This window comes from Campylobacter concisus, assembly GCF_002913225.1.
GTDB lineage: Bacteria > Campylobacterota > Campylobacteria > Campylobacterales > Campylobacteraceae > Campylobacter_A > Campylobacter_A concisus_J.
On the sequence record NZ_PPAW01000011.1, the window covers coordinates 1 to 21,448 of the forward strand.

Consider the following 21,448-nt stretch of genomic DNA (forward strand, 5'->3'; position numbering starts at 1 on the left):
AGTAAAAATAATCTACAAAAATTTTTCATAATTTTGCTTTTAATTTTGAAACAGAATTTTTATTAAAAAATAGAATTAGATTTTTTAGTGTCCTATATTGTGATTTAAATTTTGGCAATCGACTTTTTGTTTTAGTTTTCACCCAAAAATTTCATGCCAAATTTTTAGAATTTATTTTGAAGTTTTATTCTCTTCTTTTAAAACTTTAATGATAAGTCCAAGTCCAACACCAGCAACCAACACTATAAAAATTATCTCGGCGATATCAAGAGCTGTCATTTTTTACTCACGTTAGTTTTATCGTTAGTTGGTTTTTCTTCTGCTTTAGCTGTACTCTTATCGATAACGTTAGTTTTAAATTTTGGATTTTCATTTCGCTGTTTTAGCTGTCCGCAAGCCGCACTTATATCAAGTCCTTTACTCTGTCTGATCGTGCAAGTAACTCCATGATCTCTTAGATATTCTTGAAATTTTAGCATGTTAGAAAGCTCAGGTCGTCCAAATTCACTGCCTTCATGCGGATTAAAATAGATCAAATTTACCTTTGCCTTGATGCCATGCAGTAGTTTTACCAGCTTTTTTGCATCACTAACACTATCATTTAGGTCTTTGATAACAAGGTATTCAAACATCACACGCTTTCGCATATCGATAGGAAATCCCCTAACAGCGTCCATAACAGCCTCGATATTATACGCCTTATTTATCGGCATCAAGCGGCTTCTTAGCTCGTTAGTAACAGCGTGTAGCGATATAGCTAGCAAGACCCCAAGGTCCATCTCACCAAGCTTTTTTATCTGACTACCAAGCCCACTTGTTGATACGGTTTGACGGCGTGGTGATATGGCTAGACCCTCATTAAGTGCTAAAATTTTGATCGCTTTACTAACGTTAGTAAGGTTATCAAGCGGTTCGCCCATGCCCATATAAACGACATTTATGCGCCTCTCGTATGGTATGTTATTCTCTCTTTTTATCCATAAAATTTGCCCTACGACCTCGCCAGCAGTCAAATTTCTAACAAGTCCGCCCTTTGCTGTTAGGCAAAAAGCACAGCCCATTTTACAGCCAACCTGCGAACTAACACAAACAGTGTAACGAGCATGGCGACTAACCTTACCATCCTCGTCGCTGATCTCCTCTTTCATCGGCAGCAAAACGCTCTCTATCTTTAAACCATCTTTTAGCTCAAAAAGATACTTGATAGAGCCGTCGCTACTTTGCTCAAATTTCACACATTTTAGAGGATCGAGATAAAATTTCTCAGCCAGATACTGACGCATATCCTTTGGTAAATTTAGCATTTGGCTAAATTCTGTCGCATTTTTTTTGTACACCCACTCATAAATTTGCGTCGCTCTAAAAGAGGGAGAGACCAACTCTTTTAACTCTTCGATGCTAAGATCAAGCAAATTTTTCACATATTTTCCTTTACATATTTTGTTAGTAGCTCTTTGGCCGCAGAGTGATTTTTTATAAAATCAGTATGCGCATTTTTATCACAAAAATTTGTCGCTACGAAAATTCCGTAAGCTGGAATTTTAAAAATTTGAGCCACTTTTAGAACAGAAAAAAACTCCATATTTTCTAAAAAATATCCCTTTTCAAACATCTTATGAGCCAAATTTTTGTCTGTCGTTATGAAATTTGATGAATTTGTTTTGATAGTTCCACGTGAAACGATAGAAGAAATTTCACACTCGATAGGCGAATAAGATCTATTTTCTATGCTAGAAATTTCAACATTTGCCCCAACCGAGCTTTCATAAATTTGCAAAATTTCACCATCTTTATAAAGGCCAGCTGAGCCAACAAAAACTATCTTTTCTGGCATCTGATATAAATTTCGCTCTGGATTTTTTGACAAATTTTGGCTTAAATTTTGCAGCTCTGGGTTTGATGAGTTTGCAAATTTAGCCTCGATCTTTGCAAGATAGTGTGGATCAATGTTTTTTAAATTTATACCCTTTTCATCCGCTCCAATGCACGATCTTTTTTGCAAAAACTTTGTCAAATTTATCGCCATATCGACTAGCCCCACCCCCATCGGCAAGGCAAAGTCAAAAATTTCGTTTTTTCCAGCCGAGATAACTAACATCAAAGCCTAACCTCAACGCCATTTGCTTTGAGATACTCTTTCAGCTTTTTTATCTCGATCTCGCCAAAGTGAAATATCGAAGCAGCAAGACACGCATCAGCTCCAGCCTCAAAAGCATCTTTAAAATGCTCCATTTTCCCTGCACCGCCACTTGCGATAGTCGGTATAGAGAGCGCACTAAAAATCCTTGTTAGCTCCAGACTAAAGCCCTGCTTGACACCGTCGTTATCCATAGACGTTAGCAATATCTCCCCTGCTCCGCGCGACTCGACCTCTTTTGCCCAAGCAAAGGCATCTTTTTTGGTATCAATCCTGCCACCATTTATAAAAACACTATAACCATTTTCGATCTTTTTAGCGTCGATCGCTACGACGACACATTGCGAGCCAAATTTCTTAGCCGCTTCGTCGATCAAATTTGGATCTTTTATCGCCGATGAGTTTAGGCTCACCTTGTCGCAGCCCGCATTTAAAAGGCGAGAGATATCATCGATCGTGCGTATGCCTCCGCCAACGGTTAGAGGTATAAAAAGCTTGCTTGCGACCTTTTTTACCACATCAACTATCGTATCACGGCCAAGGTGAGAGGCTGTGATATCCAAAAAGCAAAGCTCGTCAGCGCCCTCGTCGTTGTATCTTTTAGCTATCTCGACTGGGTCACCAGCATCGACAAGTCCAACAAAATTTACACCTTTTACGACCCTGCCATCTTTTACATCGAGGCATGGGATTATGCGTTTTGCAAAATGATTCAAATTTATCCTTTATCTATCTTTCTAGCTGCCACCTCAAAATATGGCAAACTCGCCCAATTTTCTCGGTTTCCAACTATGTAAATAACCTCTTTTGCCCTTGTTAGTGCCACGTTTAGCAGGTTTGGCTTGCTAGCAGCCCAAGCTCTAGCGCCCTTTGTAGCTCCACCTAACACAAAGACAATAACATCAGCCTCTTTGCCCTGCATAGTGTGGATAGTGCCTGCACCTTTTAAATTTCTACAAACATCTTTAAATGGCGTTATTATTCTGATGTTATTTTTCTCACCAGCTAGCTCACCTGCCAAGAGCTCTTTAACCACCTCGCCCTCGGCTTTATTGTAGTTGCCTATCCACTCTTCACTTCTAACATCTATCCACTTTGTTTGCACGTTAGTGTTTGCAAATTTACTAGCCGCGCTTCTGCCAAGTATCATCATATCATCGTAGGTAGTCTCGTTTGAGATCTCAAACATAGGGTTAGCGCACCTTCTATGCACGATCAGTGGTGAGCCGACCCAGATACTCTCGCCGCTACCTTTTATATATGTGCCGATCTTTTGCGCTTTGTCGGCTCTTAGTTGCACAGAGGACTTAAGCAAGTTAAACTCCTCTTTTGCCTCGCAGTAACTAAGGATCGCATTATTTAAACTAACCGGCAGTGTTACGACTGGCTCAAGCTGAAGCGGATCGCCAACCACCACGGCCATCTTTGAGCGAAGCAAGGCGCCTAACGCGTTAGTTAAATTTGCCTGCCCTGCTTCGTCTATCAAAAGCATGCCTATATCGCCATTTAAAAAGTCTTTAAAAGTGTTATTAAACGAGGCAAAAGTCGAGCTAACAACAGGCGTTAGCAAGAAGAGCCCCTTGATGATCTCGCGTCTATGCTTTGCCTCTAAGCCGTTTTTCTCAGCCATCTTTTCATCGTTAAAGATAACGCTAAGGGCACGTAAATTTGTCCTAACAGCCTCTTTGCAGGAAAATATCGCTGCCTTATGCAAATTCAGCGCCTCTTTAAAAAGCTCTATCCTAGCCCTAAAAAGCTTTGTCTTGTGAAATTTCTCATCTATGCCACGCTCCATCATAAATGGCATACTCTTTTGCATTTCCTCATTACTCTTGCTAAAGCTGCCGTTTAGATAGCTATCTAGCTCCTCGCTCCTACCAAGTATCTTTTGGCGTCTAGCAAAGTCGCCTTGCAGCCTTTTGTAGAGATTTATCTTAGTATTTAGCTCTGCAGCCCTGCTCTCAAGCCCTACTATCTCGTCTTTTAGCTCATTTAACCTTGCCTCGTTTTTCTCTTTACTCTCGCCATTTTGCTTGCTTGCTTTTAAATTTTGCTCAGCTATCTGGCGGTTTATCTCGCCAACCTTTAACGCCTCGTCATTATACTTTTCAAAGGCCTCTGTCTTAAAAATCTGCTGAAAGAGAAAAAATGGCGGCTTTTCTGGTGTGCTTAGATACTCCTGCAAAGCTTCATTTTGACTAACAACTCTTGTTAGCTCGCTAAATTCAGCCTTTTTATCTTCAAGCTCGCCACTAACGCTAGTAAATTCACTCTCAAGCGGAGATAAAAGCTCCTCTATCTGCTTGGCTGAGTTATAGCTCTCTAGCCTCCTATCGACATCAGCCAGCTCACTTTTTAGGCTCTTTAGCTCCTCTTCTTTGATCCTGATCTCACTAAAAAGTAAATTTACCTCGTGAAGCGCAAGGTTAAATTTCTCCTTCGCCTCGTCAAAATCATCAGTCCTTTCGCCCACTGCCAGATATTTGCCAAGCCCCATCAAAAAGCCATCTTGCTCCAAAAACTCGCCATACTCTTTTGAGATCTCATCATACTGGCTATGAGTAGCCTCGATCTTTACGCCATTAATTGCATTAAAAACAAAATTTGACTTGTTTTGCTTTGAGCCAAGCGCCACGCAAAAAAGCCCCCAAGCTGGCTTTGAGATAAAGGACTTCTCGCCAAATTTACTCTTTTCATCAGCCGAGAGCAGCCTTGTGGCTATAAATTTAAAATAATCAATCTCGCCCGCATAATCCCCTATGCTCTTTAACTGACTTAGCTCCTTGCTCAAAATCTCAACCGCGCCATTGTTGCAAGAGCTAACGACCATCTCGTAGCCTTGCAGCTCGTCATTTAGCCTAAAATAAAGCGCCTTTTCGTCGCTGTCATAAACTGGCTCAAAGATATCATGCCTGCTCATTTGCGCGAGCTTCATCGCCCTAAGTGTGACAACCTCAGCCATCACGTCCTTTAAAAGTGTCGTTTTGCCCGTACCTGGAGCGCCATTTACGCTATAAATCCCGCCGTTACCTTCTTTAAATTTCTCTATGATGTTATTTAGTGCCATTTGCTGTGAGAAATTTAAGGCAAAATCACTCGCAAAAGCCGATCTTGGGTAGCGCTCAGCCTTAAAAAAGTCCCTCACCGCCCTTTGATTTAGCTCATCTCTAACGTCAAGCCTCTCAAATTTATTCTCACTGCCCTCGTCTAAAAACTGGTCCGTCAGCTCGTGCGTCCTGCCTGACTCGTAAAATTTGATAAGCAAATTTATATCATCTATAAAAAAGCTATTTAAAAGGGCGTCGTTCTCCTTAAAATTTGGATCAGCGATCCTTACTTCAAGCCTGATCACATCTTTACAAAATGGCGTCTTTAGCGAGCTTTTTAGCTCCTCATGCACCGCTTTTACATAGTCGCTAAGCTTCATTTTCTCTTTATGGATAGAAATTTTATCCTTGATGTGCTCGCACTCTTTGTTAAAGTCGTTTTGGCTGATCTCCTTTAAATGGTTTAGGCGCACCATCGCCCAAGGAGCAGTTGGGATAAAGAGCTCATTTGATGAGCTTGGCGTAAAAAATGGGCTTAGCTCATCATCTAAATTTGCATCTTTTAGAGCAAAATTTTGCTCATTTTTACAAAAGAGTAGATCGCCAGAGAGCTTAAGTTTATAACAAAATGCCTTTTCAAAGCTCGTTTGCTCAGAGCGCAACTCATCTAAAATTTGCTCTTTTTCAAATTTCACCTTTGCTAGCTTTGATATCGCAAGAGCGAGTAAGTCCGTCTCAAAAATGCCGCCATAAATCGAAATTTCTACACCATTTTTTAAAAGCGACCTATCAAACGCTCTTAAAAATTGGACAAATTTCTCATCGAAATTTGCGATCTCAAGGTCTATTGATTTTTTAAATTTGCTATTTGTCTTTTTTGGCTCGTCTAAGGTTTTTGGTTCTAAATATTGTGATAATAAAAAGTATTTTAAGGTATTTGCCCTACTCAAATTTCTTGCCTTATTTTGTTGTTTTTTAGCGATTATAGTCCATTTTATATATGATTAAACTAAACTTGTAATCATAGTATAAGTAATCTTTGGCTAATATCGCGGCTATGATAAAGGCAAAAAAGCACTTTGGACAGAATTTTTTACAAGACAAAGCGACACTAGATAAGATCATCCAAGCGATACCCAAGGACGTAGAAAACGTCGTTGAGATTGGGCCTGGCTTAGGTGATTTGACATTTAGACTTTTGCAAATTTATAAGACGACCTCTTTTGAGATAGATTGTGAGCTGTTTCAAATTTTAAAGGTCAAATTTGCAAATGAGATCCAAAATGGACAATTAAAACTTTTTTGTAAAGATGCTTTAGAACAGTGGCAGCAAGAGGGCGGACTAAGTAGCGAGAACTACTTTTTGGTCGCAAATTTGCCCTATTACGTTGCTACGAAGATGATACTAAATGCGATAGATGATGAAAAATGCCTTGGGCTTATTGTGATGATACAAAAAGAGGTTGCTCTTAAATTTAGTGCAAAGAGCAGGGATAAAGAATTTAGCGCTTTATCGATCCTCGCATCACTACAAGGCAGGTGTGAGCTTTTGTTTGACGTGGATGCAAAGCTTTTTAATCCACCTCCAAAGGTCACATCTTCAGTCATCAAACTACAAAAAACAAAAAAGATTTTTGGTAAAGACAGGATTTTCAAAGATGCAAAACAATACGAGGCTTTTAAAGCATTTTTAAGAGCTGCGTTTGCTTCGCCAAGAAAGACGCTTTTGAAAAATTTATCCACAAATTTTGACAAAAAGGCGTTAGAAGAAATTTTTGAAGACCTAGGCTTAGCTCAAAATTTACGTCCACACGAACTAGATGTCGATTCTTATCTAAAAGTATTTGAAAGATTAAAGGAAGATAATGAACGACAAAAACGAAGAGAAAGTTGTAACTAATCAAAGCAAAAACAACAAAAGACGAAGATTTAGACCAAAAAATAAGCCAAAACAAGAGGGCGAAACTACCGAGCAAACATCACTAGCAAGCAAAAGCGTGATAGATAACTTCTTTGCAGCAGAGCAGGCTGAAGCCAAAACGCACGCCGAGCCAAAGAGTCAAAATCCTCGCCCAAAAAAGCAAAGAAATAACAAAAATCAAAACAAAACTGGCGAAAACAATAAGCCAAAAGAGCAAAAACAGCAAAAAGAAAAGCCAAAACAAGAGCCAAAAGCTGAAGCTAAAAACGAGGCAAAAGAGCAAAAAGAAAAGCCAAAAAAGGCTAAAAAACCAAAGAAAAATTTACCTGCAAAGCTAAATGGCAACGAGCAGTGGCAGCAAGATATTGCAAGCGCGATGGAGGCAAACAAAGCTACTCACGAGCTAAGACTTGAGCCACTAAAGTATCTAAACTCAAGCGAACATAAAATTCGCATAACTCCACTTGGCGGCCTTGGCGAGATCGGCGGCAATATGACCGTCTTTGAGACCGAAACTAGCGCTATCATCGTTGATATCGGCATGAGCTTTCCAAGCGAGAGCATGCACGGCGTGGATATCCTCATCCCAGACTTTGACTACGTTCGCAAGATAAAAGATAAGATAAAAGGCGTCATCATCACGCACGCACATGAGGATCACATCGGCGCGGTGCCTTACTTTTACAAAGAGTTTAAATTTCCTATCTACGCCACACCGTTACCGCTTGGCATGATAAATAATAAATTTGAAGAGCATGGGCTAAAACAAGAGCGCTCGCTCTTTAGATCAGTCGAAAAAAGAAAACCTTATCTCATAGGTGACTTTGAGGTCGAGTGGATACACATCACGCACTCTATCATCGACGCTTCGGCACTTGCGATCACGACAAAGGCTGGCACGATCATCCACACAGGCGACTTCAAGATCGACCACACGCCGATAGATGGCTATCCAACAGACCTTGGCAGACTAGCGTATTATGGCGAGCGTGGCGTGCTCTGTCTATTAAGCGATAGCACAAACAGCTACAAAGAGGGCTTTACAAAGAGCGAAAGCAGCGTTGGCAAGACCTTTGACGCGATATTTTCAAAGGCAAAAGGGCGTGTCATAATGAGTACATTTAGCTCAAATATCCACCGCGTCTATCAAGCGATCGAGTGGGGACTAAAATACAACCGCAAAGTCTGTGTTATCGGCAGATCGATGGAGCGAAATTTATACACTGCCATGGAGCTTGGCTACATCAAGCTTGATAAGAAAATTTTCATCGACGCAAACGAGGTTGGTAAATTTAAAGATGACGAAGTACTTATCGTCACTACTGGCAGCCAGGGCGAGACCATGAGCGCGCTTTACCGCATGGCGACAGACGAGCACAAATATATAAAGATAAAGCCGACTGATCAGATCATAATCAGCTCAAAAGCGATCCCAGGCAATGAAAATAGCGTCTCAACGGTGCTAAATTTCTTACTAAAATCAGGTGCGAGCGTCGCTTACCAAGACTTTAGCGAGATCCACGTCAGCGGCCACGCAGCACAAGAAGAGCAAAAGCTGATGCTTCGCCTCATAAAACCAAAATTTTTCTTGCCAGTGCATGGCGAGTACAACCACATCGCAAAGCACAAAGAGACGGCTATTAGCTGTGGTGTGGATGAGAGAAATATCTATCTAATGAGCGACGGCGATCAGATGGAGGTTTGTCAAAAATACCTAAAACGTGTAAAAACGGTAAAAACTGGTAAAGTCTTCATAGATAATCAAATAAATAAACAAATCGCAGACGATGTCGTCATCGACAGACAAAACCTCGCTGAAGCAGGGGTTGTTATGATAATCGCTCAAATTTCACGTCACGGCGCAAAGCTCATCAACAAGCCTCGCGTCATCAGCTACGGCCTTGTGGGCGACAAGCAAGACGCCGAGTTTAGAAAAGAGATGGAGGGCGTGCTAGAACAATACCTAAGCAACGTCAAAGAGGAGCTTTTGAAAGATAGCAGACTACTCGAGTCACAAGTGCGCCAAGTGATCAGAAAGCACATCTTTAGAAAGGTCAAAAAGTACCCAACTATCGTGCCGATCATCTATCTAATGTAAGGGAAATTTATGCAGACAATGAACCAAATCGCAGCTAGAGTTTTAGAGATAGAGGCAAACGAACTTTTAAGACACGCTAAAAGCGTAGAGATAGAAGATGCTGTAAATTTGATATATAACGCAAAGGGCAAAGTCATAGTAACAGGCGTGGGCAAGAGCGGTCATGTGGGCGCAAAGATCGCTGCTACGCTTGCAAGTACTGGCACGCCAAGCTTTTTCTTACACCCAACAGAGGCCATGCATGGAGATCTAGGCATGATAGAAAAAGACGATGTTTTGTTAGCCATTAGCTTTAGTGGTGAGAGCGATGAGCTTGTCAAAATTTTGCCTCACGTAAAGCGCTTTGGCGTGAAAATCGTCGCCATGGCAAGAAGCAAGACAAGCTCGCTTGGTAAATTTAGCGACGCTTTTATAGATATAAATGTAGAAAAAGAGGCATGCCCACTAAATGCCGCCCCAACAGCATCAACCACACTAACGTTGGCCCTTGGCGATGCGTTAGCTGTTTGTTTGATGCAAAAGCGCGGCTTTAAAAAAGAGGACTTTGCAAATTTTCATCCAGGTGGTAGCCTTGGCAAGAGGCTATTTTTGAAGGTCAAAGATGTGATGAGAAGCGAAAATTTGCCGATAGTCCGCTGGAATGCAAGCCTAAAAAGCGCCATCGATACTATGACACATGGCAAGCTTGGCACTGTTCTCATCGTCGATAAAGATGGCGTGCTAGACGCTCTTTTAAGTGATGGCGATCTTAGGCGCGCGCTTATGAGAGAGGACTTTGACCTAGAAGAGCCAGCGATGAAATTTGCAACCATGCATCCAAAAGAGATAAATGACAAAGAGATGTTAGCCGTAGATGCGTTAGCACTCATAGAAAAGTATAAAATTCAGCTTCTAGCTGTCGTAGAAAATGGCGTGCCTGTGGGTGTTTTACACATCCATGACCTTGCAAATTTAGGACTATAAAATGGAAAAAACAAGACTAAATAAATTTATCTCACACAACACAAACTACTCACGCCGTGAGGCAGATGAGCTGATAAAAGCTGGCAAGGTTAGCATAGCAGGGCGTGTGGTTAGCGACCTTGCTACAAGCGTGGATGAAGATGACAAAGTGCGCATAAATGGCCGTTTGATAAAGCTAAAAAAGGAATTTACTGTTATCGTTTATCACAAACAAAAGGGCGAGCTAGTTAGCAAAAAAGATGACCGCGGACGAAAGACGATCTACGACACGTTAGATAAGAAATTTGCAAAATTTGTTAGCGTGGGACGCTTAGACTACGCAAGCGAGGGGCTACTTTTACTAACTGACGCTCCAGCGATCGCCACAGCGCTCATGAATAGCGACTTAGAGCGCGAATACTACCTAAAAGTAAAAGGCGAGGTGACAAAAGAGGTGATAGAGGCGATGACAAATGGCTTTTTCGCCAAGGATGCCACCAAAGGCGCGCACGCAAAAACCACTATAAAATCAATGGAATTTAAGCCATTTCTAGCCTATAAAGTCTTTGGCTCAAGCGGTGGCTACACAAAACTAAAGGTCATCATCAACGAGGGTCAAAACAGAGAGCTTCGCCGCTTCTTTGGCTACTTTGACCTTGAAGTGATGGATCTAAAACGTGTTAGTTTTGGACGTGTTAGCCTTGATATGCTAAAGCCTGGCAAATGGCGCTACTTCGAAAATAGCGAATACGAAGACCTAAGAGACTTTTTAAAAGTTAATAACGTTAGATACTAACATTTTGGCTTGTTTCTCTAACGAAGAGGCAAATTAAATTTATAAAAATGGAGAAAAATGAAAAAGGCTGTCCTTTTATCCATGATCCTACTAACTACCAGCTTTTCTAAAGATCTTTTTGAGCTTGGGTTTGAAGCTTACAACAAAGGCGAGTTTGATAAAGCCGCCAAACAATGGCAAAAAGCTTGCGACGATAATGTTGCTCGAGCTTGTCATAACTTAGGATTTTTATACGAGGATGCCAAAGGTGTAAAACAAGACTATCACAAAGCAGCCGAGCTATATAAACGATCATGCGATGGTGGATTTGTTGGTAGTTGCCTAAATTTGGGTGTTTTATATATAAAAGATCAAGGGGTAGAACAAGACTATAACAAGGCTACCGAGCTATACAAAAAGGCTTGTGACGGCGACATCGCCGAAGCTTGCCATAACTTAGGTGCCTTATATGCGCTAGGCAAAGGCACAAAGCAGGACTATGACTCGGCAAAAAGATACGTTTTTAAAGCTTGCGCTCTAGGTTTCCAAGATGGGTGCGACTATCTTAATAAAATGATTGCCGCAGACGAGAATGATGAAAAGATTGAGATCATATTTAAAACTATGATTAAAACGATCAATCATCTAAAACAAATCGACTAACTTCGTAAATTTATATCTTATTTTCTGAAAGTAGGATGTTTATATATGGATTTAGCAGTGTTTCGCCGCGTGCTGCGTAGAGCAAGGCCTCTTTAAAGTAGTTGTCGTTTATGCCGTAAGTGTGAAACTCATACGCCCCTATGCCGTATCCCATCGGCGTGATATCGACCCTCGAGTACCAAGCATTTTGCGCTGGGATGTAGCGGTTTGTATCTCTTGAATAGACATATAATTTGATCTTATCTTTGCTCTTTTGCGCCATATACCAGATGAAAGAATTTGTGATGTCGTTAAAGAAGTAGATGTCGCCATTTGGCATGATGGCCTGAGCTGTGTCGTTGTTATCGGCGATGAGCGTTCTGCTCTCATAACATATATATTTATTTGGCGTGAGTACCTCGATCGGCTCTGATTTGTCGCTATGTGAAACTAAAATTTTATCATCGCTTATGTCGGCATTGTAGGCAAGTACGGCTAAGACTAGAGCCAACAAACAAAGAGAAAAAATTTGCTTTATCAAAATAAAAATCCTCTTAACAAATAGTATTTGAGCACGTAAAGCGAGCAGATCAGCACGCAAACACTTAGCCAGATCGATGAAAATTTAAGCTTGTGCGAGTAGTTTGTCTTTGTGATGATCTCCACAAGATATGGCATAAGGCCGTAAAAAACTCCCAAAAACAAACTGCCCCAGATAAGGTAGCCAACGTAAAAATAGTCGCTTCTTAGCATGCAGTATGGGCACTTGTGATTTGGCTGCTCATAAACATAAAGGCCAAAAAAGTAGGTGATGGCGTAGTAGCTAAGCACCAAAAATAGCAAATTTACCACAAAGCTTGCCATGCTTTGCTTTAAGAAATTTAGCGCCAAAATGACAAAAAATAGCACGAAAAATACGCTCACTAAGCCAAAATTTGTATAGCCAAAAGGCAGCTTTGGAGCTTGAAAAGTGACAGAGCAGCAAAAGACTGGCACTTTTAGCGGGATGTTATAAAAAAACGAAATTTCTATGCCAAGCTCGAGCAGTATCATCACAAAAAGGCAGATGAAAATGGCATATTTTTTCTTTAGATATGGGAAATTTAGAGCCTGCAAGTCAAGTTTGTTTATAACCAGCCAGATACCAAGCCCAAAGATGAGCAAAATTTTAGTGAGCATCAAGATGCCGCCAAATTTATTTGAGCCGATCACGCCAGCCGAGCACATAGCCCCTGGCACGATGTCAGAGAGCTCGTTTAGGCAAAGTGCGAAAAATACAAACAAAACGATCTTTGTGCAGACGCTAAAGAGCAAGATCGTATTTACAAGGTAGTTTTGCTTTTCAAGTGAGTATTGAAGCGATGTTAGCGCGTTATAATCCCACGACTTCATGATCCTGACGACGTAAAATAGCGAAATACTCATCAAAACTAACAGCACAAACTCCGCTAACAAAAAGGCGATAACGGCGTTTGATAAAAATACACTCATACTATCTCTCCGTTTTGTAGGCTAACAACTCTATCTGTAGCGCCCAGCTCGTCAAAAATGCTATCGTGAGTGGCGACTATGACGCTTTTTTTAAGCGCCTTAAATGACTCTAACAAACCCAAAAACGCACGTGCGTTATCCCTATCTAAATTTGCCGTTGGCTCATCAGCCAAAATGATATCAGCGTCCATTGACAAAGCCCTAGCCACCGCACATCTTTGACGCTCGCCACCGCTTAAATTTGATACGTTTTCATCTCTTTTGTGAGCGATATTTGCAAGCTCAAGAGCCCTTTTTATCATCTCCTCACGCGCATTTGCCTTGAAATTTGTTAGAGCAAACGGAGCTAACAAATTTTCATAGACGCTTAAGCCCTCTATGAGGTTAAAATTTTGAAAAACAAGCCCAAGCCTTTTATGTCTAAGCTCAGAGCAAAATGTGTCAGGCAGCTTTGCGATGTTAGTGCCGTCTATCAAAATTTCTCCGCTAGTTGGCTTTTGAAGTAGGGCTATGAGCGAGAGTAGGGTGCTTTTACCACTTCCACTAACGCCTTTTAATATCACTAACTCGCCGTTATTAACATCTAAATTTATATTTTTTAGAGCGCAAAACTCGTTTTGTTTGCCTTGGTTATAAACTAGGCTAACGCCTCTTACATTTATCATTTTAGCCCCTCATTTATGTCGCCACACGCCACACGCCACGATGGGATAAGGACAAATGCCAAAAATGGTATGACACCAAAGACAAAGATCAAAAAGAGCTTATCAAACTCCAAAATAGGCGTGAAATTTGTAAAATTTAAAAGCTCGTCGCCTAAAAATATCCCCTTTAAAAAAGGAGCATTTAAAACAAATACAAAGAGGTAAGCTAACATAACGCCAAGCAAAAAGGCGCTAACGCTAACGATGAAATTTTGTATAAATTTTAAAAAAATGATCTCTTTTATACTAAAGCCGATACTTCGCAAAATGGCTATCTCGCGCTTTTTGTTGCCATAAGCAAGTGAAATTTGATTTTTAAGTAGCACGAAAAATATGAGCATAACGCTAACATAAATACTCATAAAAATTCCGCCCTTATAGTAGTAAAGATGCCTAATGTTTGCCACCTCGTCTTCTATGCTAATGGCAAATGAGTTTGGATATAAATTCTCTATCTTTAAGGCCACTTGGCTGATCTCGTCGGCATTTGGCACATCGACATAGAGCTTTGTGTACTCTTCGTCTTTTAAATTTAAGATAGCTCTTAGCGTTTTTGGATGTAAAAATATCGCATTATTTGTGATAAGAGCGCTTTGTTTTGGCATGGTTTTTAGAATTTTTACCGGTATCATGCGCTCTTCTGTTAAGAAGTTAAAGCTCTCATCGTAGTAAAGCTCGTTCATAGCAGCTTTTACGCCCTCACCAACGATCATCTCATCTTCTTTTAGGCTATCATCCTCATATAGATGAAACCAGACGCGCTTTTGCACAAAGTAGTACTCCCCATCAACCACACCCCTAACGTCAGCCACGCCATCGATCTTTGAGATATCGTAGATGTAGCCAGGGTGCATGAGATCGTTTTTACCAGCACGAAACGCGCTAACAACGATACTTGATCTATCTTTTACCAAGCTTATAAGATCATGCTGGATCGAGCCAGAGATGAAAAGCACCGAGCTTAGCACGAAGATAATGAGCGCAAATAGACAAAAGCTAAAAAGGTGGTCCTTTTTGTCTTTAAAGAGCAGGACCACAGCATAGTTTATGAAATTTCTACTTATCATAGACAAAGCCTTTTTGCTCTTTTAGGCTAAAGCTAGAAGCTAAATTTGCCCTTGTTATCTTTGAAATTTCTCTTAGCTCATCTTGCTTTGCTTTGCGGTCAAAGCTAAGGTAGTGCGCTGCCAAAAGCGTGTAAGAGAGCCCAAAAAATAACGCCAAAAATGCTAGAAATTTCACTTTATTTACCAATATAAGTCTTTATCTCGTCAAATTTTATGACACCTTTGCCAGCGTGATCTTTCATAAAGCTCTGAGCCTTTGCTTCGTCTTTAAATGGGATAAACTCCTCGCCCATCGGTCCAAAAACATTTGAGCCATAAACGTAAAACGCCTCTTTTGCATCAAGCTTTTCAAGCGTGTAATAATCGCTCACATAAGCCTCTTTCGCCACCTCATCAGCGAAGTAAAAGTGCGCCATATCTTTTACGCCGTCAAAGTAATAGTCCTTGCCACCAGCCTTTATAAGTGTCGCCCACTGCTTGTTTTTTATAGGCATGCCACACACCGCACATCTTGCGTCCTTTGGCAGCTCGATGCGCTCTTTTGCCCCTTTATAGGCGTTTATATTTGCCTCACTCGTCAAATTTCCAGCCCACAAGGCAAAAACCGCACTAAGCAACAAAGCTATAAATTTCATCTTATCTCCTTTAATCTCTCTTTTTCTAACTCGCCCTTTTCATAGAGCTTTTTTAACATCTCATCATCAAAGTCTATCTCGTAGTAGCCCTTTACAAACTCGCTAAATTTATCAAAATCATCAAAGACATATCCAAGCAGCCAGCGTCCGCCGTTATTGCCACCGACTAAATTTTGATACTCCGCGCCGTCATACCAGATAAAAAAAGTCGTTTGCTCTATCTCATCTGGCAAGAAGTAAGAGCGAAATTTAGCAGCCTCGCCACTATAAATTTGCTCTACCACACTTTTGTCTGTGCTTAGCGAATTTAGCTCATTTTCGTGATCAAACCCCCTAACAAGTACCGCCTCGCGCGTAAATATCACGTCTAGTAGATCACCCTGCCCGTTATCTACCACGTATCTTAGACTATTTTCATCCTTTCTTTTAGAAATGAGCCTTAGATACTCTTCTCCTGGCTCTAAAAAAGCACTATCAAGTAGATAAAGTGCCTCTAGGCTCGCCTGCATATTGCCCCAGTTTTTAAAACTCATCAATGTTTTCCTAAAATTTCTAAATTCTCGCACGCCTCTTTTAGGCCATTTTTGCAGCTTTTAGTAAAAATTTCACGTGCTTTTTCCACGTCTTCTTTCACGCCTTTGCCATTTTCATAGACATAACCAAGGTTGCTGCAAGCCATAGAGAAATTTTGATCACAAGCCTTTTCATAAAGCATAGCTGCCTTTGCCTCGTCCTTTTTGACGTTGCCGTCGCCCCTGCTGTAAAGCACAGCTAGGTTGTAGCAGCCTGATGCCTTATTCTCTTTGTCGCAAGCATCTTCATAAATTTGCGCTAGTTTGTTGTGATCATCTTTTACGCTTAAAGCCTCTTTGATATAGCCAGCATTTAAAACGCACAAACTAGCAGCCAGTAAAATCAAACTCTTCATCATATCTCCTAAACTACTTTTATATCTCTGCCACGATAAGCTAGGGCGATCAGCAAGGCAAGAGCCGCTAAAATCAAGTATATTAGCCCTGAGATGCCAAAGCTCTCACCATTTGCGTATGAGTGAAGCCCGCTAAGGTAGAAATTTACTCCAAAATATGTAAAAAGCACCGAAGCAAATGATAGCACGCTAGCCGTTAAAAAGGCAAAAACGCCCCTAAGCTTTGGTATAAACCTTAAGTGAAGCACTATGGCATAGACGATGATCGTTATATATGACCAGCTCTCTTTGCTATCCCAGCCCCAGTATCTGCCCCAGCTCTCATTCGCCCAGACGCCACCAAGGAAATTTCCGATAGTTAGCAAGCTAAGACCTATGATGAGGCTTAGCTCGTCGGTGGCGGCTAGGTATCTTATCTGCTCGCTAAGCTTTTGCTCATTTTTGTCATTTTTTAGAGCCATCAAGATAAGTCCCACAAGCCCCAGCACAAAGCCAAAGCCCAAAAAGCCGTAGCTTGCTGTGATGACGCTTACATGCACGCTAAGCCAAAATGACTTTAAAACTGGGACCAAATTTGTTATCTGTGGATTTATAAAATTTAGATGAGCTACTAGCAAGCTAACACTTGCAAAGAGCGAAGCAGCGCCTAGTGCGAAGTTTTGATGCTTGAAAAATAGCACTCCAGCTAGCACGCTTATAAGCGAGATATAGACTAAACTCTCATAAGCATCGCTCCAAGGTGCGTGACCTGAGATGTAAGCGCGTAGGGCTAAATTTAGAGCATGCACTACAAATGCAGTGAAAAATGCAAGGCTAAGCGCTCTTTCAAATCTAAATTTCCTTCCAAAAAATAGCCTATAAAAGCCAAGGGCGAGCGAGGCAAGAGCTAGGATCATATAAAAATAGATAAGAAATTTAAATATCTCCATTTGGTTATAGAGCACTTCAAGGCCGACTTTTGCCTCGCTTGGCGCAAGAGAGCCCAAAACGCCTCTTTGAAAGCTTGAAATTTGCTCCAAGCTCTTATCAGCCTCTTTGCACTCGCCTTCTTGCACGCAAAGGCTTAAATTTCCTATGTAGCTACTTAAAACATTTTTAAATTCGTTTGGAATTTCATTTGAGCCAAAGGCTTCATTGACTGATAGCCACGTGATAGTATCATTATTTTTAGCTGGGATAAATTTTAAAATTTCTCCCTTTAGCGCAAGGTATAAGACATTTAGCCTCTCGTCAAATTTAATGACATCGCTATCAAATTTATCTCTTTTTGAGGCGGATTTTTCATTTGCAGCCTCTACAAATTTAGCCAGCTTATACTCGCCATTTTCGTTAAAAACGTCATTAAAGCTAGCAAATTTCTCACTAACTCCAAGAAGCTCGCCCACGCGATCGCTTGTGATCTTTACTATCCTTTTATCCATCCACTCTTGTGGCGAGATGGCAAAAGAGAGCATGAGCTCATCACTACTAAGCCCAAAGAGCGTCGTTTTGGTTGAAATTTTGCTAATCACTGCCCTTGTATAAGAGCCAGCTGGTGCGATCCTGCTATCAGTTTGAACTAAAATTTTGGCAAATTTATCTGCATGAGCTTTAAAATTTACAGCCTCATCGCTTGCGAAATTTGGCGTGGCATTTAGTAAAAGTAGAGCCAAAAATGCAAGCTGAGTGCCTTTTATGAAGTTACAAAGTCTAAAAAATCGGCTCTTTTTGCTAAATAAATTTCCCACAAAGCCAAGGCAAAGCAGAAAATATCCGATGTAAGTTGGCACTTTACCAGGATCAAAGCTGATCTCAAAGGCGCTTCCAAGCTCGTCAGCGTCGTATGATGACTGAAAAATTTTATAGCCCATGATGCTTAGTGGGTGATTTAGTGAAATTTCATGCTGGGCACCTGCAATGCTTACTTTGCTCGTGTAAGATGATGGGCTATTTAGCCCTGCGTAGCGCTCTAGGATAAATTTATCAAGCCTTAGTGAAAATGGTAAATTTATCGCTCGTGAGCTAAAGTAAAATTTCGCCTCTTGCCCATCAAAGCTTAAAATGCTTGGCTCAAGATCGTATCCAGCTCCGCCTTTTAGCTTGGCGCTCTTGCTCTTTTCATTAGCAAAGCCAGCCTCTATGCTAAGCGTGGCTGGAGCGTTTTTCTCATCCTTTTTGTAGCCAGTTATCTTTATCTCAAATTCTTTGCCATTTATATCTTTTTTGAAGCCAAAGTCGTTTTTGCCAAGCAGACTAAGTTTTAGTGGATATTCAAAATTTTCATTTGAAATTTGCACTCTCAAATATGGCTTTGTACTTTGCATATAGTTGCCGCTCTCGCCCACTCTAAGATGCAATACACCCTCTTCGCCAAAGTATCTTGTAAGCGCAGCACCGATGAAGATCAGAATAAAAGCAAGATGTATCAAAAATGCGCCAAATTTCTTATACATCTTGGTTTTTACGATGCTAATGGCTAAGCAAATAACGCAAGCTGCCATGACGCACTCGTACCAGAGCGCTTCATAAACAAGCACTCTAGCCGTTTGTGTGTCATAAAAATTTTCCAAAAAGGTCGCCACCCCTGCACCAAAAGCAAGGATAAATAATAATATTAAAGACAAGCGATAAATGTTTAAAATTTTCATCACCTGCCCTTAAGCCTTAAATGCTATAAGTCTGTCCTGCATAAAGTATAAAAACCCTAAGCAATAAAACGCCAACGACTGCTGCAAATGAGCCAAGGTAGAAGCTAAATTTCATCTTGCCAAGTGCGAAATTTAAAACAAGAGGCAAGACAAAGCCAACTAAAACAACCCCGAGCCAGAAGAAATTTGCCCAAACTCCACTATAAAATGCAACTGCCGCGCCTTGCTGATAGCTTGAACCAAGCAAAAGTGAGACAAAAAGCATTAAAATGAGTAAAATTTCAGCGCATAAGACGTAAAACTCCACGCCATGAAGCGAGCCAAGGTCGCTTGAGTGTGGATCTTCTTTGAAAAATAGTGCCGCTATCAAGCTGCTGCCACTTATGCCAGCACTTAGTCCTGAAGCTATGAAAAGCGCTGGTAAAACAGCGGTGTTTAAAAGTGGAAATCTAATAAGCACCGAGATCAAAAAGCCTGTATATGCGCAAATGATAACCGCAAAAAGCAAGCAAAGCGCACTTAAAAGCGGGTAGAGGGGATTTAAAATTTTCATTATGCCATCAAAGATGCCACAAAAAGATTTTAACTCCGTGCTAAACGCATACAAACACATCAAAAAGCTAAGCGGTATAAATACGCAAAGTCCAGCTACTCCGATAGACATAACTGATGTGAAGTTGTAATTAATCAAAATTTTCCAAAACAAAAGTGGTTTTTCAAGATCAGCTATCAAGCAAACCATACCAAGCATGATGCTAACAAAGGCTAGAAGCGAAGCAGCCTTGAAAAATGGGCTAAAGCCATCTTGTCTTTTGTAGCGCTTTAGAAGTATGGCAGCTATTAGCGCTCCGCCACTCATACCAGCTAGCAAAAGATAAACAGCGATCGGCCAGCCCCACTCAACTGCGTGCGAAAATGTCGCAGTGAAATTTAATGCACCATCCATCTTACACCCCCGCTTTTACTTTAGGAATATATCTAAGGCTTGGTTTTGTGCCAAGTTCTGCTCTTAGCCTTATGCTATCTTTGACAGCTAAAAGCTGACTAATATGCGAGCTCTCATCGTTTAAATCGCCAAAGACCAAAGCCTCATATCTGCACGCCTCAACGCAGGCTGGATCTTTTTTATCCTTTAAATTTGTATCTATGCAGAAGTTACAGCTTTGGGCTGAGTGACTAAACTTATCGATATATCTCACGTCGTAAGGACAGGCTACGATGCAGTATTTACAGGCGATGCAGTCATCTATGTTTGTAGTTTGGATGCCAGTTTTTATGTCCTTGTGACAGGCTTTTGTTGGGCAAACAGCCACGCAAGGCGCATCCTCACACTGCTGACAAGATACTCTTACATATCTTTTATCAAGCAAATTCTTTGGATCAGTCTTATCCTCTACAAAAAGTCTCATCTGTCCTTTTGGGACTAAATTTACCTTTCTACATGCCACTTCGCAGTCCGTGCAGCCGACGCATTTGTTTTGGTCAAATATCATGCCAAAATGTGGTTTTTTCGCACTCTCTTCACTCTTAAAAGCAAAACCACTACTTGCCACGCTAGCACCAGCAGCCACAACTGCCATGCGTTTAAAGAAGGCTCTTCTGCTATTTTGATTTTGCATTTTTAACTCCATTTATGCCTTAATGAGGCTTTTTAATGCCCTCATTTTGCTCTTTTTCATGAATTTTTCTTGCTGCCTCAGCTAGTTCGCCAGGCTTTAAGACCTTAATAAGCTCTATCTCAAAAACGATAGTCTCGCCTCCAGGTATCCCTTCCATGCCGCTATCGCCGTATGCAAGCTCAGGCGGGATGACAAATTTAAACTTCTCGCCCTCTTTCATAAGCATGAGACCCTCTTCAAGACCAGGGATCAAATTTAGCATCGAAAGATGAGCTGGAGCCTCTTTTGTCTCGTCAAAGACCTTGCCACCAGCAAAGCTTGCTTTATAATTTACTATGACGATGCTCTCAGGCTTTGGAGTAGCTCCTTTTGAGCCACCTTTTATGATCTCATATTGTAAATTTGATTTTGTTGTTTTTACATTTTTGTTTTTTGCATTTTTTTCCATATAGGCTTTGCCTTGGGCTAAATTCTCTTTTAGCTTGGCAGCCTCTTTTTCTTTTACTATCTTCTCTAAGCTTTCAGCCCTTTTGTTTAGTAGCTTTGCTATCTCATCATCACTTAGTTTTAGCTCGCTCTTTAGTGCATCGCTAAAGCCTTTTATGACTGCATCAGCGTCATAGCCAACACCTAGTTGTTTTTGATCTAGCAGTCCTTTTAAAACATATCCGCCACTTGTTGCGCCTATGGCATAAGAGTCGTTTGTATCGACATTTGCTAAGAGGCTAGCCACGCTTAGGCTAAGAAGTAGCGAACATTTTAAAAACCCATTTTTCATTTCAAACCCTTAAGATTAAAGGGGCTAAAACTAGCCC

Annotated in this window: 21 protein-coding genes; 5 read left to right on the forward strand and 16 right to left on the reverse strand. The window is 40.9% G+C overall.

Features of this window, described 5'->3' with window-relative positions:
- Window positions 1-275: 275 nt before the first annotated feature.
- From rlmN to CYP26_RS00925, 4 genes are read right to left on the reverse strand one after another with little or no spacing between them, the layout of a single operon-like run.
- Window positions 276-1,421: a 23S rRNA (adenine(2503)-C(2))-methyltransferase RlmN gene (gene rlmN, locus CYP26_RS00910; RefSeq protein ID WP_103630026.1), complete on the reverse strand. Its 1,146-nt coding sequence runs from the start codon at window positions 1,419-1,421 to the stop codon at window positions 276-278.
- Window positions 1,418-2,098 carry a purine-nucleoside phosphorylase gene (locus CYP26_RS00915; protein ID WP_103630027.1) on the reverse strand — a complete coding sequence of 227 codons (681 nt, stop codon included), beginning with the start codon at window positions 2,096-2,098 and terminating at the stop codon, window positions 1,418-1,420. Before CYP26_RS00915 ends, rlmN begins: the two co-directional genes overlap by 4 nt.
- Entirely contained in the window at window positions 2,098-2,853 is a 756-nt protein-coding gene (gene hisF, locus CYP26_RS00920; protein ID WP_054197330.1) for an imidazole glycerol phosphate synthase subunit HisF, read from the reverse strand. Before hisF ends, CYP26_RS00915 begins: the two co-directional genes overlap by 1 nt.
- 2 nt (window positions 2,854-2,855) lie before the next feature.
- Window positions 2,856-6,134 (reverse strand): DEAD/DEAH box helicase, encoded by a 3,279-nt coding sequence (locus CYP26_RS00925; RefSeq protein ID WP_103630028.1) that lies wholly within the window; start codon window positions 6,132-6,134, stop codon window positions 2,856-2,858.
- Between the two features lie 107 nt (window positions 6,135-6,241).
- Between CYP26_RS00925 and rsmA the strand changes: the two genes are divergently transcribed.
- The 5 genes from rsmA to CYP26_RS00950 are packed head-to-tail and all read left to right on the forward strand — an operon-like array spanning window position 6,242 to window position 11,583.
- On the forward strand, window positions 6,242-7,084 hold the full coding sequence (rsmA, locus tag CYP26_RS00930; protein WP_103630115.1) for a 16S rRNA (adenine(1518)-N(6)/adenine(1519)-N(6))-dimethyltransferase RsmA: 843 nt from the start codon (window positions 6,242-6,244) through the stop codon (window positions 7,082-7,084).
- On the forward strand, window positions 7,050-9,203 hold the full coding sequence (locus CYP26_RS00935; RefSeq protein WP_180997058.1) for a ribonuclease J: 2,154 nt from the start codon (window positions 7,050-7,052) through the stop codon (window positions 9,201-9,203). Before rsmA ends, CYP26_RS00935 begins: the two co-directional genes overlap by 35 nt.
- A 9-nt stretch (window positions 9,204-9,212) precedes the next feature.
- Entirely contained in the window at window positions 9,213-10,166 is a 954-nt protein-coding gene (locus tag CYP26_RS00940; protein ID WP_103630029.1) for a KpsF/GutQ family sugar-phosphate isomerase, read from the forward strand.
- Between the two features lies 1 nt (window position 10,167).
- Complete coding sequence (locus CYP26_RS00945) at window positions 10,168-10,941, forward strand: pseudouridine synthase (RefSeq protein ID WP_009295179.1); 774 nt, start codon at window positions 10,168-10,170, stop codon at window positions 10,939-10,941.
- 57 nt (window positions 10,942-10,998) lie between these two features.
- Window positions 10,999-11,583 carry a tetratricopeptide repeat protein gene (locus CYP26_RS00950; RefSeq protein ID WP_103630030.1) on the forward strand — a complete coding sequence of 195 codons (585 nt, stop codon included), beginning with the start codon at window positions 10,999-11,001 and terminating at the stop codon, window positions 11,581-11,583.
- A gap of 10 nt (window positions 11,584-11,593) precedes the next feature.
- On the opposite strand, the gene CYP26_RS00955 is transcribed toward CYP26_RS00950, so the two are convergent.
- Genes CYP26_RS00955 through CYP26_RS01010 form a run of 12 tightly spaced genes read right to left on the reverse strand, consistent with a single transcriptional unit; the run spans window position 11,594 to window position 21,411 of the window.
- A complete protein-coding gene (locus CYP26_RS00955) occupies window positions 11,594-12,103 on the reverse strand; it encodes a hypothetical protein (protein ID WP_103630031.1) in 510 nt (169 codons plus the stop codon).
- Window positions 12,100-13,053 carry a hypothetical protein gene (locus CYP26_RS00960; RefSeq protein WP_103630032.1) on the reverse strand — a complete coding sequence of 318 codons (954 nt, stop codon included), beginning with the start codon at window positions 13,051-13,053 and terminating at the stop codon, window positions 12,100-12,102. The genes CYP26_RS00955 and CYP26_RS00960 overlap by 4 nt, the downstream gene beginning before the upstream one ends.
- A complete protein-coding gene (locus tag CYP26_RS00965) occupies window positions 13,050-13,718 on the reverse strand; it encodes an ABC transporter ATP-binding protein (protein WP_103630033.1) in 669 nt (222 codons plus the stop codon). Before CYP26_RS00965 ends, CYP26_RS00960 begins: the two co-directional genes overlap by 4 nt.
- Window positions 13,715-14,824 (reverse strand): ABC transporter permease, encoded by a 1,110-nt coding sequence (locus tag CYP26_RS00970; protein WP_103630034.1) that lies wholly within the window; start codon window positions 14,822-14,824, stop codon window positions 13,715-13,717. Before CYP26_RS00970 ends, CYP26_RS00965 begins: the two co-directional genes overlap by 4 nt.
- On the reverse strand, window positions 14,814-15,011 hold the full coding sequence (locus CYP26_RS00975; protein WP_181000831.1) for a hypothetical protein: 198 nt from the start codon (window positions 15,009-15,011) through the stop codon (window positions 14,814-14,816). The genes CYP26_RS00970 and CYP26_RS00975 overlap by 11 nt, the downstream gene beginning before the upstream one ends.
- Entirely contained in the window at window positions 15,001-15,459 is a 459-nt protein-coding gene (locus CYP26_RS00980; RefSeq protein ID WP_103630035.1) for a nitrous oxide reductase accessory protein NosL, read from the reverse strand. Before CYP26_RS00980 ends, CYP26_RS00975 begins: the two co-directional genes overlap by 11 nt.
- Window positions 15,456-15,992, reverse strand: a complete 537-nt coding sequence (locus tag CYP26_RS00985; RefSeq protein WP_103630036.1) for a hypothetical protein — start codon at window positions 15,990-15,992, stop codon at window positions 15,456-15,458. The genes CYP26_RS00980 and CYP26_RS00985 overlap by 4 nt, the downstream gene beginning before the upstream one ends.
- On the reverse strand, window positions 15,992-16,387 hold the full coding sequence (locus CYP26_RS00990) for a tetratricopeptide repeat protein (protein ID WP_258031356.1): 396 nt from the start codon (window positions 16,385-16,387) through the stop codon (window positions 15,992-15,994). The genes CYP26_RS00985 and CYP26_RS00990 overlap by 1 nt, the downstream gene beginning before the upstream one ends.
- An 8-nt stretch (window positions 16,388-16,395) precedes the next feature.
- On the reverse strand, window positions 16,396-19,014 hold the full coding sequence (gene ccsA, locus CYP26_RS00995) for a cytochrome c biogenesis protein (RefSeq protein ID WP_103630037.1): 2,619 nt from the start codon (window positions 19,012-19,014) through the stop codon (window positions 16,396-16,398).
- Window positions 19,015-19,030: 16 nt separating this feature from the next.
- Window positions 19,031-19,960, reverse strand: a complete 930-nt coding sequence (gene nrfD / locus CYP26_RS01000) for an NrfD/PsrC family molybdoenzyme membrane anchor subunit (protein ID WP_103630038.1) — start codon at window positions 19,958-19,960, stop codon at window positions 19,031-19,033.
- A gap of 1 nt (window position 19,961) precedes the next feature.
- Window positions 19,962-20,633, reverse strand: a complete 672-nt coding sequence (locus CYP26_RS01005; protein WP_035143353.1) for a 4Fe-4S dicluster domain-containing protein — start codon at window positions 20,631-20,633, stop codon at window positions 19,962-19,964.
- Window positions 20,634-20,652: 19 nt separating this feature from the next.
- The gene (locus tag CYP26_RS01010; RefSeq protein ID WP_103630039.1) at window positions 20,653-21,411 is read right to left on the reverse strand and encodes an FKBP-type peptidyl-prolyl cis-trans isomerase; all 759 of its coding nucleotides are present in this window, start codon (window positions 21,409-21,411) and stop codon (window positions 20,653-20,655) included.
- Window positions 21,412-21,448 lie beyond the last annotated feature (37 nt).

Bases quoted from the DNA above. Each gene is read 5' to 3' on its own strand.
- CYP26_RS00915 (WP_103630027.1), bottom strand. From the start codon at position 2,098: ATGTTAGTTATCTCGGCTGGAAAAAACGAAATTTTTGACTTTGCCTTG.
- rsmA (WP_103630115.1), top strand. From the start codon at position 6,242: ATGATAAAGGCAAAAAAGCACTTTGGACAGAATTTTTTACAAGACAAA.
- CYP26_RS00935 (WP_180997058.1), top strand. From the start codon at position 7,050: ATGAACGACAAAAACGAAGAGAAAGTTGTAACTAATCAAAGCAAAAAC.
- CYP26_RS00940 (WP_103630029.1), top strand. From the start codon at position 9,213: ATGCAGACAATGAACCAAATCGCAGCTAGAGTTTTAGAGATAGAGGCA.
- CYP26_RS00945 (WP_009295179.1), top strand. From the start codon at position 10,168: ATGGAAAAAACAAGACTAAATAAATTTATCTCACACAACACAAACTAC.
- CYP26_RS00950 (WP_103630030.1), top strand. From the start codon at position 10,999: ATGAAAAAGGCTGTCCTTTTATCCATGATCCTACTAACTACCAGCTTT.
- CYP26_RS00960 (WP_103630032.1), bottom strand. From the start codon at position 13,053: ATGAGTGTATTTTTATCAAACGCCGTTATCGCCTTTTTGTTAGCGGAG.
- CYP26_RS00965 (WP_103630033.1), bottom strand. From the start codon at position 13,718: ATGATAAATGTAAGAGGCGTTAGCCTAGTTTATAACCAAGGCAAACAA.
- CYP26_RS00970 (WP_103630034.1), bottom strand. From the start codon at position 14,824: ATGATAAGTAGAAATTTCATAAACTATGCTGTGGTCCTGCTCTTTAAA.
- CYP26_RS00980 (WP_103630035.1), bottom strand. From the start codon at position 15,459: ATGAAATTTATAGCTTTGTTGCTTAGTGCGGTTTTTGCCTTGTGGGCT.
- CYP26_RS00985 (WP_103630036.1), bottom strand. From the start codon at position 15,992: ATGAGTTTTAAAAACTGGGGCAATATGCAGGCGAGCCTAGAGGCACTT.
- CYP26_RS00990 (WP_258031356.1), bottom strand. From the start codon at position 16,387: ATGAAGAGTTTGATTTTACTGGCTGCTAGTTTGTGCGTTTTAAATGCT.
- ccsA (WP_103630037.1), bottom strand. From the start codon at position 19,014: ATGAAAATTTTAAACATTTATCGCTTGTCTTTAATATTATTATTTATC.
- nrfD (WP_103630038.1), bottom strand. From the start codon at position 19,960: ATGGATGGTGCATTAAATTTCACTGCGACATTTTCGCACGCAGTTGAG.
- CYP26_RS01005 (WP_035143353.1), bottom strand. From the start codon at position 20,633: ATGCAAAATCAAAATAGCAGAAGAGCCTTCTTTAAACGCATGGCAGTT.
- CYP26_RS01010 (WP_103630039.1), bottom strand. From the start codon at position 21,411: ATGAAAAATGGGTTTTTAAAATGTTCGCTACTTCTTAGCCTAAGCGTG.